The sequence below is a fragment of the Brevundimonas aurantiaca genome, from assembly GCF_904830995.1.
Taxonomy (GTDB): Bacteria; Pseudomonadota; Alphaproteobacteria; order Caulobacterales; family Caulobacteraceae; genus Brevundimonas; species Brevundimonas aurantiaca.
Genome location: NZ_CAJGVD010000001.1, coordinates 2,274,816 through 2,289,379, shown reverse-complemented (window position 1 = coordinate 2,289,379; position 14,564 = coordinate 2,274,816). Strand labels below are relative to the sequence as shown.

General features: G+C 67.7%; 13 protein-coding genes. 8 read left to right on the top strand and 5 right to left on the bottom strand.

Features of this window, described 5'->3' with window-relative positions:
* Positions 1-84: 84 nt before the first annotated feature.
* The 4 genes from JMT67_RS11220 (at position 85) to JMT67_RS11205 (ending at position 5,836) form a co-directional block, all read left to right on the top strand.
* Positions 85-1,050 carry a WD40 repeat domain-containing protein gene (locus JMT67_RS11220; RefSeq protein ID WP_054764448.1) on the top strand — a complete coding sequence of 322 codons (966 nt, stop codon included), beginning with the start codon at positions 85-87 and terminating at the stop codon, positions 1,048-1,050.
* Positions 1,050-1,760: a monofunctional biosynthetic peptidoglycan transglycosylase gene (mtgA, locus tag JMT67_RS11215; RefSeq protein ID WP_183216336.1), complete on the top strand. Its 711-nt coding sequence runs from the start codon at positions 1,050-1,052 to the stop codon at positions 1,758-1,760. Before JMT67_RS11220 ends, mtgA begins: the two co-directional genes overlap by 1 nt.
* Positions 1,761-1,879: 119 nt before the next feature.
* The gene (locus JMT67_RS11210; RefSeq protein WP_201463502.1) at positions 1,880-3,784 is read left to right on the top strand and encodes a M2 family metallopeptidase; all 1,905 of its coding nucleotides are present in this window, start codon (positions 1,880-1,882) and stop codon (positions 3,782-3,784) included.
* 111 nt (positions 3,785-3,895) lie between these two features.
* Positions 3,896-5,836 (top strand): pilus assembly protein TadG-related protein, encoded by a 1,941-nt coding sequence (locus JMT67_RS11205; RefSeq protein WP_054764445.1) that lies wholly within the window; start codon positions 3,896-3,898, stop codon positions 5,834-5,836.
* A 12-nt stretch (positions 5,837-5,848) separates the two neighbouring features.
* Here the strand turns inward: JMT67_RS11205 and JMT67_RS11200 are convergent, their stop codons facing one another.
* Complete coding sequence (locus JMT67_RS11200) at positions 5,849-6,760, bottom strand: isopenicillin N synthase family dioxygenase (protein ID WP_054766791.1); 912 nt, start codon at positions 6,758-6,760, stop codon at positions 5,849-5,851.
* A 229-nt stretch (positions 6,761-6,989) separates the two neighbouring features.
* Between JMT67_RS11200 and JMT67_RS11195 the strand changes: the two genes are divergently transcribed.
* Together JMT67_RS11195 and JMT67_RS11190 are read left to right on the top strand one after the other, a co-directional pair.
* Positions 6,990-7,664 carry an OmpA family protein gene (locus JMT67_RS11195; RefSeq protein WP_152949280.1) on the top strand — a complete coding sequence of 225 codons (675 nt, stop codon included), beginning with the start codon at positions 6,990-6,992 and terminating at the stop codon, positions 7,662-7,664.
* Between the two features lie 131 nt (positions 7,665-7,795).
* The gene (locus JMT67_RS11190) at positions 7,796-7,966 is read left to right on the top strand and encodes a hypothetical protein (protein WP_182715107.1); all 171 of its coding nucleotides are present in this window, start codon (positions 7,796-7,798) and stop codon (positions 7,964-7,966) included.
* A gap of 187 nt (positions 7,967-8,153) precedes the next feature.
* On the opposite strand, the gene JMT67_RS11185 is transcribed toward JMT67_RS11190, so the two are convergent.
* From JMT67_RS11185 to JMT67_RS11175, 3 genes are all read right to left on the bottom strand, one after another.
* Positions 8,154-9,311 carry an outer membrane beta-barrel protein gene (locus JMT67_RS11185; protein ID WP_201464043.1) on the bottom strand — a complete coding sequence of 386 codons (1,158 nt, stop codon included), beginning with the start codon at positions 9,309-9,311 and terminating at the stop codon, positions 8,154-8,156.
* Positions 9,312-9,533: 222 nt separating this feature from the next.
* The gene (locus tag JMT67_RS11180) at positions 9,534-9,995 is read right to left on the bottom strand and encodes a MaoC family dehydratase (protein WP_201463501.1); all 462 of its coding nucleotides are present in this window, start codon (positions 9,993-9,995) and stop codon (positions 9,534-9,536) included.
* Positions 9,996-10,061: 66 nt separating this feature from the next.
* Positions 10,062-11,042: a threonine ammonia-lyase gene (locus JMT67_RS11175; protein WP_201463500.1), complete on the bottom strand. Its 981-nt coding sequence runs from the start codon at positions 11,040-11,042 to the stop codon at positions 10,062-10,064.
* A 58-nt stretch (positions 11,043-11,100) separates the two neighbouring features.
* Between JMT67_RS11175 and glpK the strand changes: the two genes are divergently transcribed.
* Together glpK and JMT67_RS11165 are read left to right on the top strand one after the other, a co-directional pair.
* Positions 11,101-12,597, top strand: a complete 1,497-nt coding sequence (gene glpK, locus JMT67_RS11170) for a glycerol kinase GlpK (RefSeq protein WP_201463499.1) — start codon at positions 11,101-11,103, stop codon at positions 12,595-12,597.
* A 48-nt stretch (positions 12,598-12,645) separates the two neighbouring features.
* Positions 12,646-13,737 (top strand): phosphotransferase family protein, encoded by a 1,092-nt coding sequence (locus JMT67_RS11165; protein ID WP_201463498.1) that lies wholly within the window; start codon positions 12,646-12,648, stop codon positions 13,735-13,737.
* 12 nt (positions 13,738-13,749) lie between these two features.
* Here JMT67_RS11165 and JMT67_RS11160 read toward each other — a convergent pair whose 3' ends face one another.
* On the bottom strand, positions 13,750-14,532 hold the full coding sequence (locus JMT67_RS11160) for a DUF1223 domain-containing protein (RefSeq protein WP_201463497.1): 783 nt from the start codon (positions 14,530-14,532) through the stop codon (positions 13,750-13,752).
* Between the last annotated feature and the right edge of the window lie 32 nt (positions 14,533-14,564).

Below are 14,564 nucleotides of genomic sequence, written 5' to 3'. Positions count from 1 at the left end.
CTCCCCGTTCCGGGGGGGGGGAGAAACGGATGACTTGTTCTCCCCCATTTGCCCCCGCCCCTGCAACCGGCTAACGCCTCGCGCATGAACTTCGCATTCGACGCCCAGGTCACCGCCGCCCTGTTCGACAACACCGGCGCCGTCTTCGCCCTCGGCGACGGCTCGGTCCGGTTCGCCGACGGCGCGACGGTCCAGGCGCATGACGGCGCCGTCCTGTGCGCCGCGGTTCATCCGTCCGGCGAAGGGGTGGTGACCGGCGGCGACGACGGTCGGCTGGTCTGGAGCCGCCCCGGCGTCGAGCCTGCGGTCTTGGCCGAGGCGAAGAACCAGTGGATCGACGCCGTGGACGCCTCGCCAGCGTCGGGCCTGATCGCCTTTTCCTGGGGGCGCACCCTGTCGGTGATCGATCCGTCCGAACCGGGTTTCCGGCGCGACTTCCAGCATGAACGCACCGTCTCCGGCGTGGCCTTCGAACCCAAGGGACGGCGCATCGCCGCCTCGACCTACGGCGGCGCGGCCCTCTGGTACGCCCGGATCGAGAAGCAGCAGCCGACCAGGCTGAGCTGGGCCGGGTCGCACACCGGCGTGGCCTTCTCGCCCGACGGCGCCTTCGTCGTCACCACCATGCAGGATAATCAGCTTCACGGCTGGCGGCTGAAGGACGCCAAGAATCTGCGGATGGGCGGCTATCCATCCAAGGTCCGCTCCCTGGCCTTCCTGGCGAACGGCCAGCTGCTGGCCACCTCGGGCGCCCAGGGCGCCGTGCTTTGGCCCTTCATCGGCTCCAACGGCCCGATGGGCCGCGAGGCGACCGAGATCGGCTATGACGAGGCCAGCCTGATCAATCTGGTCTCGGCCCGCGTGAACCACGGCCTGCTGGCCGCCGGCCTGACCGACGGCCGGGTCTGGGTCGCCCATCCGGCCGCCCAGGGCCTGAACTTCGTCAAGGCCAACAAGGGCCCGGTCATCGTCGCCCTCTGCCTCAGCCCGGCGGCTGATGCGGTCGCCTGGGCCGACGAGGACGGGGCCGCCGGGGTGGCGATCCTCTGATGGCGAGGTGGCCTCGTCCATCCTGGCTCCGGGCGGTCGTCATCGCCGCCGCCATCCTGACCACCGTGCCGGTCGGCGGCGTCCTCTGGGTCGCCCTCTTCCCGCCCCTGCCCACCATCCTGATGCTGCGCCAAGCCGTGCGCGGCGAGGGGCTGGACTACCAGTGGCGCGGGCTGAAGCAGATTTCGCCCCATCTGGTCGACGCCGCCATCGCCGCCGAGGACGCCCGCTTCTGCAGCCACCACGGCTTCGACATGGAGGCCATCCAGAAGGCCCTGGACCACAACGCCGAGGGCGGGCGCATCCGGGGCGGCTCCACCATCAGCCAGCAGACGGCCAAGAACGTCTTCCTGTGGCCCGGCCGCGACTGGGTCCGCAAAGGCTTTGAGGCCGGATACACCGTCCTGATCGAGACCGTCTGGTCCAAGCGGCGGATCATGGAGGTCTATCTGAACGTCGTCGAATGGGCGCCGGGCGTCTATGGCGCCCAGGCGGCGGCGCAACACTGGTTCGGCAAGGACGCCGCCGACCTGAGCCGGCGCGAGGCGGCTCGCCTGGCCGCCATCCTGCCGGCGCCGCGCCGCTATCAGGCCGCGGCCCCCGGCCCCTACGTCCGTCGCCGCGCCGGCCGCATCCAGGCCGCCATGGGAACGGTGCGTAATGACGGCCTGGATAACTGCGTCCGGCTCAAGCAGGCCGAAGGTCGGTAGCCCGGCGACGGCTCAAGTAGGCCGAAGGCCGATAGCCCAGAACGATTCCGGCTCAACCGCCCCGCTTGACGCGGCGCCGCCCCTGACCTCTCCTGCGCCCGCTGTTCAGGAGATCCATCATGAAGCGTCAGATGACGACCGCCGCTGCGGTCTGCGCCCTCGCCTTCGCCGCCGGCTGCGCCGCCGCCCCAACCCCGGACAAGGCTCTGCCGCTTCAGGCCGAAGCCGGCGCCCAGACCTTCACCCCCGCCCCCGTCACGGCCACGGGCCTGAGGGCCGACTATCCCACGACCGCCGAAGGCGCGACCCAGTTCGTCGCCGACGCCGAGGCCAAGATGCTGACCTTCGGCGAATACGCCGCCCGGGTGCAGTGGGCCCGCGCCACCAACATCACCTTCGACACCATGTGGCTGGAATCCAAGGTCAACGCCGAGGCGACCGAGCTCCAGGTCCAGTTCGCCAACCAGGCGGCCAAGTTCAACGACGTCGCAGTCGATCCGGTGGTCCGCCGCAAGCTGAACCTGCTGCGGCTCGGCATCGTCCTGCCCGCCCCGAACCGCCGCGGCGCCGCCGAGGAGCTGTCGCAGATCGCCACCCGTCTGGATTCGACCTATTCGACCGGCAAGTTCGACTTCAAGGGACGGCAGATTACCCTGGACGAGGCCTCGCTGATCCTGGCCGACAGCCGCGACCCGAACGAAACCAAGGCCCTGTACGAGGGCTGGCGCACCATCTCGCCGGTGATGAAGAACGACTACGCCCGCATGGTCGAGATCGCCAACGAGGGGGCGCGCGAACTGGGCTTTTCCGACACCGGCGCCCTGTGGCGCTCGGGCTACGACATGCCCGCCGACGACTTCGCCGAGGAGACCGATCGGCTCTGGGCCCAGGTCAAGCCCTTCTACGAGAACCTTCACTGCTATGTCCGCGCCCGGCTGAACGCCAAATATGGCGACGCCGTTCAACCCGACCACGGCCCGATCCGCGCTGATCTGCTGGGCAATATGTGGTCGCAGCAATGGGGCAATATCTATGATGTCGTGGCCCCGACCAGCGGCGGCGCCTCCAGCTACGACCTGACCGAATTGCTTAAATCCGCCGACTACGACCCGGTGAAAATGGTCAGGACGGGCGAAGGCTTCTACGTTTCGCTGGGCCTCGATCCTCTGCCCCAGACCTTCTGGGAACGCAGCCAGATCGTGCGCCCCCGCGACCGTGAGGTCGTCTGCCACGCCTCGGCCTGGGATCTCGACAACGCCGACGACATCCGCATCAAGATGTGCACCAACGTCAACGGCGACGACTTCTACACCGTCCACCACGAGCTGGGTCACAACTACTACCAGCGCGCCTACAAGAACCAGCCGATGCTGTTCCGCAACGGCGCGAATGACGGCTTCCACGAGGCCATCGGCGACTTCGTCGGCCTGTCGGCCCTGACCCCCACCTATCTGAACCAGATCGGCCTTTTGAAGACGACGCCGGGGGCGGAAGAGGACATTCCCTTCCTGCTGAAGATGGCGCTGGACAAGATCGCCTTCCTGCCCTTCGGCCTGATGGTCGACCGCTGGCGCTGGGGCGTTTTCTCGGGCGAGACCACGCCGGACCAGTACAACGCCGCCTGGACCGCCGACATGCTGAAATACCAGGGCCTGGTTCCGCCGGGCCCGCGACCGGCCAATGCCTTCGACCCGGGCGCCAAATACCATGTGCCGGGCAACACCCCTTACACCCGCTACTTCCTGGCCCACATCTACCAGTTCCAGTTCCAGCGCGCGGCCTGCAAACAGGCCGGCTGGACCGGCCCCCTGCACCGCTGCTCGGTTTACGGGAACAAGGACGTCGGCGCCCGTTTCAACGCCATGCTGGAAATGGGCCAGTCCAAGCCCTGGCCCGAGGCGCTCGAGGCTTTCACCGGCGAGACGCGGAACGACGCCTCGGCGGTCGCCGACTATTTCGCCCCTTTGAATCAATGGCTGACGGTCCAAAACCGCGGCCATGACTGCGGCTGGTCGCAGGCCTGAAGACGGTCCTTAGGCCGGGTCTGTTAACCGCGATCCGTCAGCCTTCCTTTAACCGCATGAGGCCATTGTGGCCTCATGCGGGCGGCGCGCGCCTGTAAGGAAGCGACGACATTGGCGCCACAACCGATCCATAAGGTCCTCAGCGGCCTTCGGGCCCTGGCCTTCCGGCTGGGCGGCGACCGGCGCGGCAATGTGGCGATCATCTTCGCTCTCAGCCTGCCCGTCATCGTCATGCTGGCCCTGGGCGGCGTCGACATTCACCGCATAACCACGGCCAAGGCCCAGTTTCAGGACGCCCTGGACGCCGCCGCCCTGGCCGCCGCGCGGTCTCCCTATACGACGCCGGAAGAGCTGAAGAGCATCACCCTGGTCAATCTTCGCGCCAATCTGAAGGGGATTGAGCTCGAGCCGGTTCAGGACGGCGACGTTCAGGTCGCCATGAACGACAAGAGCGTCGTCATCGCCACCGCTCAGGGGCGGGTAAAGACCCTGGTCGCCAACATCGTGCTTCCGCCCTACGGCCAACTGCTGGACGACACCCTGCCCGTCTCGGTGCGATCCGAGGTCAACCGCTCCTCGCGCGATGTGGAGGTGGCCCTGGTCCTGGACATTACCGGCTCGATGAACGACTGCGCCGCCAGTTGCTCCAGCGGCCGCAAGATCGACAATCTGAAGTCGGCGGCCAAGGAGCTGATCGACATCGTCGTCCAAGACAACCAGTCGCCCTTCTATTCCAAGGTGGCCCTGGCTCCCTATTCCATGGGCGTCAATGTAGGCGACACCTATGCTGATAGGGCGCGCGGAGCGCTCGCCTCCAGCACCCAATCCATCACCGCGGCGACCTGGCTGACGGGCTCGGTCAAGACGATCACCAGCATCACCCGCGCCTACACCCCGGTGGTCACCGCTTCGAAGCACGGGTTCAAAAACGGCGACATCGTGACGATCTGGAGCGCGGAGACGATGGGGGGCCTGAACGGCATAGCTCTTACAGTTGGCAACGCCACGACAAACACCTTCAGCCTCGTCGACAGGGACACCCGCTACTATTCCGCCTTCTCAGGCCGGGCCTATGTCGCCAAATGCGCCCGGGCGGACTGCAACATCGTCATTACAATGGCCCGCCACGGCCTCTCGCCCGATGGGGACGCCGCTGTCCTGAGCGGCATGGGCGGCCTCAGCCAGTTGAATGACATCGGTTTCCGCGTCGCCGGCGTCAGCGCGACCACGGCGACCTTGGCGCTCGACGCCTCTCAAGCCCAATTGGCGAACGCCCCCATGGGCGGAGCCGCCTATACGTCGGGCGGCCAGCTGGTCTGCGGCGTGGACGGCTGTTCGAACCGAGATTTCGTCAATGCGGCAGGAACCTGGACGCGCTTTCCCGGAACGACCTGCGTGTCGGAAAGAGCCGGGGCGCAGGCCTATACGGATGCGGCCCCGTCCACCTCGTCCTGGGTTGGACGAAGCTACGCCGGAACCGGCAACGCCTGCCCGGCCTCCCGAATCGTCCCCCTGACCAACGTCAAGAAGACCCTGACCGACGCCATCAACGGAATGTCGGCGGTCGGATCGACGGCGGGCCATATCGGTTTGGCTTGGGGCTGGTATCTGGTTTCGCCGACCTTCGGCCTGTGGTCAGGCGCAGGCGCGCCCGCCGCCTATGACTCGACCAAGACCTTGAAGGCCGTCGTGCTGATGACCGACGGGGAGTTCAACACCCCCTATTTCCGGGGCGTGATCGCCGGAGACGCAGGGGTCGGCAGCGGCGGGGCGGACACCCATATCAACCAGCCCGCCACCAACGGCTCTTCCTTCGACCAAGCCTATCGGCTCTGTCAAAACATGAAGGCCGCCGGCGTCATCGTCTATACGGTCGGCTTCGATATCGGCGCAGCCCAGAATATGACCGGTCCGATCGATTCCGCCGGCGAGCTGATGGCGCGGTGCGCCACCAACCCCGACCGGGCTTTCCAGGCGTCCAGCTCCACCGACCTTTCCGACGCCTTCCGAGACATCGGACGGGACATCACCCGGCTGCGCATCTCCCGCTAGGGACGACTCGCCTCAGAGCAGGCGGATTTCGCGCAGACGTTCGGTCAGATAGTCCTCTGCCAGAATGGTCTTGCCGGCATAGCGATCGGGATTGTCCGGCGTGATCGTGCTCGGCAGCGTCTCAATCGGGAAGTCCGGGTTGAAATGCAGGAAGAAGGGCGTCGAATAGCGGGCGAAGCCCCGACGTTCGGGCGCGGGATTGACCACCCGGTGCGTCGTCGACGGCAGGACGTGGTTGGTTAACCGTTGCAGCATGTCGCCGATATTGACCACCAGGGCGCCCGCCGGCGGCGCAATGTCCAGCCAGCTGCCGTCCTTCTCCTTCAGCTGCAGCCCAGCCTCTTCGGCGCCCAGCAGCAGGGTGATGACGTTGATGTCCTCGTGCGCGCCGGCCCGCACGCCCGGCGCATCGGCGGGCACCGGCGGATAGTGCAACATGCGAAGGACGCTGTTGCCCATCTCGACCTTGTCGTCAAAATAGTCGTCGCTCAGCTTGAGGTACCGCGCGATGGCCCGGAGAATGCGCCGCCCCAGCGCGTCGAGATCCTCATACATGCCGTAAAGATGGTCGCGGAAACCGGGCACCTCCTCGGGCCAAAGGTTGTCGCGCATGAAGCGGCGATAAGAATGGTCCTGCGGCAGTTCGCGACCAACGTGCCAGAATTCCTTCAGATCCACGGCGGTCGCCCCCTTGGCCGCCTCGACCCCGAAAGGGGTCAGGCCCCGCGCCCCGCCGGTTCCCGGCTGGTGGTACTGGCGTTTGGTGGCTTCCGGCAGGGCGAAGAAGGTCTTGGCGGCGTCGATCGCGGCGGCGATACGCGCCTCGTCCAGACCATGGTCGGCCACAACCCCAAAGCCGAACCGGGTGAAGGAGGCGCCCAGCTCATCGCTGAACGCCTGAAAATCCTCGTCATACAAGGTCATGGAGACAGGGGTGATGGTTGAGGCGGCGGTTGGGGCCGAGATCGCGCTCACGGGCGTCGTCCTTGTTCAGACAATGTGCGGCGGTTCCTTACCCCCATTCCGCGCCCCTGTCAGGTTCAAGCCGTCGGTCCCGCAAGAACCGCTCGCCCGTTCACCTAAGGTACAGCTTGGAACCTAGACAGTAGGGGGGCGTTTCTCGCGCCAGACTGCCAATCGGAAGGACCAATCCATGCGCGCCAAGATTTTCGTCGCCGGTGTCTCCATCGCCGCCCTACTGGGCGCGGCGGCCTGCACCACCACCGACCCCTATCGCTCGACCCCCGTCCGCAACAACACCGGAACCGGCGCCATCGCGGGCGCCCTGGGCGGAGCCCTGCTCGGCTATCTGACCAATACATCCAACGGGGAACAGGGTCGTAAGAACGCCCTGATCGGCGCGGGCGTCGGCGCGCTGGGCGGTGCTGCGGTCGGTCAGTATATGGACCGCCAGCAACGCGCCATGGAGGCTCAGCTCTCCGGCACCGGCGTCGGCGTGGCGCGCCAGGGCGACAATCTGGTGCTCCGCATGCCGTCCGACGTCACCTTCGCCACCAACCAGTATTCGATCGACCCGCGCTTCCTGCCCGTGCTCGATGACGTCGCCCGGGTGCTGCAGGAATATGATCGCTCCACCATCGACGTGATCGGTCATACGGATTCCTCGGGTGGCGATGCGATCAACCAGCCCCTGTCGGAGCGCCGCGCCAGCAGCGTGGCGGCGGAACTCGTGCGTCGCGGCGTCCTGGCCGAGCGCCTTTATGTCGCCGGCGCCAGCTCTCGGAACCCCGTGGCGTCCAATGCGACTCCCGAAGGCAAGGCCCAGAACCGCCGCGTCGAGATTCTGATCCGGCCTTTTACCGGCTGAGGCTTTCAGAACAATCCGCAATCCGGAAGGCGGCGTCTCGCGACGCCGCCTTTTGTCCGCCCGACACCGTTCCGTGACTTGCATCCCCGCGCGCGTCGTGATCCTCCCAGAAGGACGTCGGGGGAGGAACCATGACGCCGGATGACCGGGACCTGGCCAAGAGTCTGACACTCGCAGCAGTCGCTGTGATCTGCGCCGTCCTGAGCGCCACCCTCGTGATCACGGCCGGCGAGGCCCTTCTCGCCCCCTCTCTGCCTACATCCGCCGCGCAAGCTCCGGCTCTGACCAATACAGCCGGCTGAGACGCCGCGCCGCCCCTCCGTCCTCTTCCGCCGCCACATGCTGGAAGACACGGCACGGGGGGCGACCTGTCGCAGACACCCCCTCCGCAAACAGAAACGCCGCCCCCTTTCGGAGACGGCGTTCAGCTCTTCAGCTTCGAGATCGGCGGGATCGACCCGGTGAAACCGGGTCGATCCTTCGCCTGTCTTAGAAGTTGATGTCGATGGTGGCGCGACGGTTGAGCGGTTCGCGCACGCCGTCGGCGGTGGGCTTGGCCAGGGCGGTTTCACCCTTGCCGTCCAGGGCGATGACGCCGCCGTTGACGCCTTGGGCGACCAGAGCGTCCGCGACGGTGCGCGAACGACGGTTCGACAGGCCGAGGTTATAGGCGGCCGAGCCCGAGGTGTCGGTGTAGCCGACGATCAGGACGCGGGTCGGACGGCCCGACTTGGCGTAGTTGGCGGCCTGAGCGACCACCGAGCGAGCCTCAGCCGTCAGGTCCGAGCGATCCCAGTCGAAATAGACCACGAACTGACGCTCGGCCGGCTTTTGCGGAACCGGCCGAGCGTCAGTTCGTGGTCTATTTCGACTGGGATCGCTCGGACCNGGCGGCGGAGGCGGCGGGGCCGCTTCTTCGGCGCCGAAGCTGTAGCGCAGGCCCAGGGTCACGGTGTGCGACTGATCGTAGTCGCCGTCCCATTCGCCGAAGGCGGTGGCGCCGGCGCCCGTGCCGGCCGTGGTCGATTCCCACGAGGCGTCGCCCGTCAGATAGCGGTAGGTCAGGTCGATGTTGGCGCGGTCGCCAATGGCCCAGGCCAGACCGGCGATCGCCTGAGCGGCGAACTTGGTCGAGCTGTCGTCAATGGCGAACGCGGCGCCGCGGTTGGCGCGAAGATTGCCGATGGTGTCGACGTTGACGCGGTTCACGCCGGCGCCCAGGCCGACGAAGGGACGCACGCCCCAGGCTTCATAGCCGAAGTCATAGATGACGTTGGCCATCAGGGTGGCGGACTCGATGTCGCCTTCCGGCGAATAGCAGCCGCCCGTCGCCGGGGTCAGGTTGCACAGACCCTGGGTGCCCGAAACGGCGCGCACCGTGCCGATGTCGCCCGAGCGGTAGCCGCCTTCGAGCTCGACGCGCCAGTTGGGGTTGAAGCGATAGCCGAGGCGAGCAAAGGCCGCCCAGCCGTTGTTCACTTCATAGTTCCAGTTCGCGCCGGTGGTCGACGACTCGGCGTTGATGTCGTCGATGATGTGGTAGCCGGCGTCGATCGCGCCATACCAACCGTTGGGATCTGCCGAGGCCGCGCCAGCCGACAGGGCCAGGGCGGCCGCTGCGCTGGAGGCCAGCACGATAGTCTTCATACGCATAGGGTATAGCCCTCCGCCTGTTAGAACCTAGGGCGGATCTTACCGCCTAGGCGGCTCTTATCAGCGTTGCCGTGGAAGGTCGAGGCTGAAACTTGACGACGCAAGCTCTGAAATGAGGCGCCGTGCCATTGATGCTACAGATGAAATTGGCCTTCACACGCAGATTCGTCCGAGTTCCGTCGTTTTTCCGTCTTCCGCCGAGGGCCGGCCCAACCTTCAGCTCGCTGCGGAAACGATCTGCATCCCGAGCCATTCGCCCACCAGAGCCGGCTTGTCGGCGCCCTCGATCTCGATCGTCAATTCATGTTTAAGAAGCCAGCGCCCCTCGCCCTTGTCGGTTGCATCCAACAGGCGGAACCGGCCCCGCACGCGAGATCCCGCCGGGACGGGCGCCAGAAACCTCAGCCGGTCGAAACCGTAGTTGACGCCCATGGTCAGACCATCCAGCGGCGCCACGGCGTCATAGCTCATGGCGGACGCCAGACTCAGGGTCAGAAAACCGTGAGCGATGGTTCCGCCGAAGGGCGTCGCCCTCGCCGCCTCGGCATCGACGTGGATGAACTGATGGTCCTCGGTGCAGTCCGCAAAGGCGTCGATCCGATCCTGACCAATCTCGAACCATCGGGACACCCCGACTTCCTGACCGATCAAGGCGTGAAGATCCTGGGTCCGGGTCATGGCCGTCTTCTCCTCCGTCTCTCTATTTTCCAAGACCTTGACCCAGCTCCGGAGCAGTGAAAAGGGTCAACCCTCGAACCGCCCCTCGATGATCGCGGCGTAAAGCCCGGGATCGACATTGCCGCCGGACAGGATCAGGCCTGTCGTCCGGCCCGCGCCCTCGACCTTTCCGGCCAGCAGGGCCGCCAGGGACACCGCCCCGCCGGGCTCCACCACCAGTTTCAGATGGCGGAAGGCGAACCGCACCGCCTCGGCGACCTCGGCGTCGGACACGGTCAGGGCGCCGGCCAGGCGGCGGTTGATCGGCCAGGTCAGGACGCCGGGCATGGGCGCCATCAGGGCGTCGCAGATCGAGGGAGGCCCCGCCGGGCGCCCGACCCGTTCCCCGGCCGCCAGCGACCGGGCCATGTCGTCATAGGCGTCGGGCTCGACCACCAGGACGCGGGTCTCGGGGCTGCGCTCGGCCATGACCAGATTGATCCCGGCCATCAGCCCGCCGCCCGAGGCGCCGCACAACAGCTGATCCATCGGCGCGTCGGCCTGGTCCATCATCTCCAGCGCCGTCGTCCCCTGGCCCTCGATGATGAAGGGATCGTCGAACGGCGGCACCAGGACGCAGCCCCGCTCTGAGGCTATGGCGGCGCCGATTTCCTCGCGGCTCTCGGTCCAGCGATCATACAGCCGCACCTCCCCGCCGAAGCCGATCACCCCCTCGACCTTAACCTTTGGGGAATCGGACGGCATGACGATGATCGCCGGCGTCCCCACCAGGGCGGCGGCGGCGGCCACCCCCTGGGCGTGGTTGCCGGACGAAAAGGCCACCACCCCGCGTCTCTTCTCCTCGGCATTCAGCCGGCTGATGCGGTTATAGGCGCCGCGAAACTTGAAGGCCCCGGCCCTTTGCAGGTTCTCCGCCTTCATCAGAACCCGGCCGCCGACCACGGCGTTCAGGGCGGGGCTCTCGATCAGGGGCGTGCGGACGGCGACACCGTCGATCTGGCGGGCGGCGTCGAGAACGCCTTCATAGCTGGGCAGGTGCGTCGTCATATGCTCCCCTTAGCCCGACCGCAGGCGTCGCCCAAGACGGCGCAGGGAGAGAAAGACAATGAGCCTGATCCTCGCCATCGACCAGGGCACCACCTCGACCCGGGCCATCGCCTTCGAGGTCCGGGGCCACGACTTGCGCCCGGTCGCCGTCAGCCAGATCGAACTCGCCCAGCATTTCCCGCACTCCGGCTGGGTCGAGCATGACGCGGGCGAAATCTGGTCCGCCACCCTCCAGACCTGCCGCGAAGTGGTGCGCCAGGCGGGCGGGGTCGACCGGTTCGCCGCCGTGGGCCTGACCAACCAGCGCGAGACGTCGGTGATCTGGGACGCCGCGACGGGGGAGCCCCTGCACCGCGCCATTGTCTGGCAGGACCGCCGCACCGCCGAGGTGACCGCCCGCCTGATCGCCGAGGGGCGTGAGCCGGGTGTCCAGTCCGCCACCGGCCTGATCCTCGATCCCTATTTCTCGGCGACCAAGTTCGCCTGGCTGCTGGACGCCGCGCCCGGGTCGCGCGATCGGGCGGCGCGGGGCGAGGTCAAGCTGGGCACGATCGACGCCTGGCTGATCTGGAAACTGACCGGCGGCCGGGTTCACGCCACCGACGCCGCAAATGCGTCACGCACCGCCCTGATGGACCTGAAGACGGTGGAATGGCGCGCCGACCTGTGCGCCCTGTTCGACGTGCCGCGCCAGGCCCTCCCCGCCATCGTCCCCTGCGCCGGCCGGATCGGCGAGACCGATCCGGCGCTGTTCGGCCGCCCCCTGCCCATCGCCGGATCGGCGGGCGATCAGCAGGCCGCCCTCGTCGGCCACGGCGCTCTCACGCCGGGCGACGCCAAGATCACCTACGGCACCGGCGCCTTTCTGGTGGCCAATGTCGGCGCCGAGCCGGTGGCCTCGACCCGCCGTCTCCTCGGCACGCTCGGCTACCAGGCCGAGGGCCGCACCGCCTATGCGCTGGAGGGGTCGATCTTCTCGGCCGGTTCGGCGATCCAGTGGCTGAGGGACGGGGTCAAGCTGATCTCTGAATCCCGCCAGTCCGAAGCCCTGGCCCAGAGCCTAGCCGACAACGGCGGGGTCTATCTGGTCCCCGGCTTCACCGGCCTGGGCGCCCCCTGGTGGGAGCCGGAGGCGCGCGGAACCGTGGTCGGGCTGACGCGGGATTCCGGCCCGGCCCATTTCGTCCGCGCGGCGCTGGAGGCCCTGGCCTATCAGACCCGGGATCTGCTCGACGCCCTGGCCCAGGACGGCGCCCCGCCCCTGAAGACCCTGAAGGTGGACGGCGGCGTCACCGCCAACAGTTTCGCCATGCAGTTCGTCGCCGACATCTGCGAGGTCGAGGTCGAACGTCCGGCCTTCCAGGAGATGACGGCCCTGGGCGCCGCGCGTCTGGCGGCCCTGGGCGTGGGTCTGATTTCCGATCTCGAAGCCCGTCCGGTTGAGGCCCCGGCCTGCTGGAAGCCCCGGATGAAGCCCGACGAACGCGACCGTCTGCTTTCGGGCTGGCGTCGCGCGGTCAAGGCCGCCATCATCGCCGCGCCGGAGCGCGCCTAAGACGCGGGCGGCTCTAGGGAAACGCTGAAAGAACCGACTGGGCTGTACATGACCGACGCCTCCGCCGCCGACGCGCCTCTGCAGGATGCTCAAACCGCCTTTTCCGGCACGCGCGAGGTCGATCCCCGCTACCGGCTGGACGAGGCGGGGCTGGACGCCTGGATGACCGAAAACGTCGCGGGCTACGCCGGCCCTCTGACGGTGCGCCAGTTCAAGGGCGGTCAGTCCAATCCCACCTATGAGCTGACCACCCCGACCGCCGCCTATGTGCTGCGCCGTAAGCCGCCGGGCCTGCTGTTGCCCAGCGCCCACGCCGTCGATCGCGAATTCCAGGTCATCTCCGCCCTGGCCGCTCAGGGTTTTCCCGTGGCCAGGCCCCACGCCCTCTGCCTGGACGAGGGCGTCATCGGCTCGATCTTCTATGTGATGGACAAGGTCGAGGGGCGGATCTTCTGGGATCTGAAACTGCCCGGCCTCAGCGCCGCCGAACGCCGGGCGATCTATCACGCCCAGACCGACGCCCTGGCCCGGCTTCATGCCTTCGATCCCGCCGCCATCGGCCTGGCCGACTATGGCAAGGCCGGCAACTATTTCGCCCGTCAGGTCGGCCGCTGGACCAAACAGTATCGCGCCTCGGAGACCGAGGCCGTCCCCGCCATGGACCGACTGATCGATTTCCTGCCGACCAGCCTGCCGCCGGAGGGTCCCTGCCGCATCGTCCACGGCGACTTCCGCCTGGACAATATGATCCTGGCTGAAGATCGGGCGGACGTCCGCGCCGTTCTGGACTGGGAGCTGTCGACCCTGGGCGATCCCATGGCCGACTTCTCCTATCTGCTGATCGCCTGGGCCATTCCGGCCAGCCTGCGGAACGGCTTGGCCGGCTCGGATCTGGAGGCCCTGGGCATTCCCTCGGTCGAGGAAACGGTGGACCGCTACGCCGCCGCCACTGGGATGCGACCTGCCGATCTCGAGTGGCTCTACGCCTATAATCTGTTCCGTCTCGCCGCCATCTGCCAGGGCATCGCCGGCCGTGTCCGCGACGGCACGGCGGCCAGCGCCCACGCTCGCAGCATGGCCGCCCAGGTCGGGCCGCTCAGCGAGGCGGCCTGGACGTTTGCCAAGAAGGCGGGGGCCTGATCCGCCTCGGCTTCAGCCGTCTCGATCCGCCCCGCCAAACCCGGAGGTCGGCCTGCGGACGGCGGCGCCCAGAATACGCCGATCCGCCTTGTCCTGAATCATCACGACCACAGCGTCCTCGTCCCGCGTCTGAGGCAGAGGGTACAACATCGGCCGGCCCCGCCAGTCGCCCAGGCGCGTGACGTCGCGGACCACATTCAGCTGGCGCACCTCGCGGCCGCGGTTTTCGCCGCGACCGACCTCGACCACCTGGACCCCCGGCGTATAGGTGACGGCCAGAACCTCGGCCCCGCCCGCCGGGACGCGGCCCGAGCCGACGCCGACCTGACCGCCGCCTTGGCGGAACTCGATCTCGGGCGGCCAAGCGCGGCGGCCCGCCGCCTCGAGGATGGCGGTCTCAAGCTCAGGTCCGCGCACGCCCGAGACCTGTCGGCGGCCGTCGATGACCACCTGGGGCGTGGAGACGCCGCGCTGACGCAGGGCGGCGCGATAGGCCCGCTGGCGCTGAGAAAACTCAGGCTTGGCGAAGGTGTCGGTCCAGCCCAGATAGTCCCAATAGTCGACGCCATAGGTCAGGGCGATGACGCGCGGCTCCGCCGCCGCCCGCTCGACCGTCGCATTGGCCTCCAGACAGGCGCCGCACCCCTGGGCGGTGAACAGTTCGACCACGACCGGCGGTCCGGCGGGGACGACGTGCCGCCCCGGCCGCGGGGCGGGGGGCGGGGCGACCGATCCAGCGCATAGGACGGCGCCCGCCGTGATCGTCGCTGCAATGATCCCGATCCTGTGTCTCATGGCGACGTTCTTAACCGGCGGGCGCGCAGGCG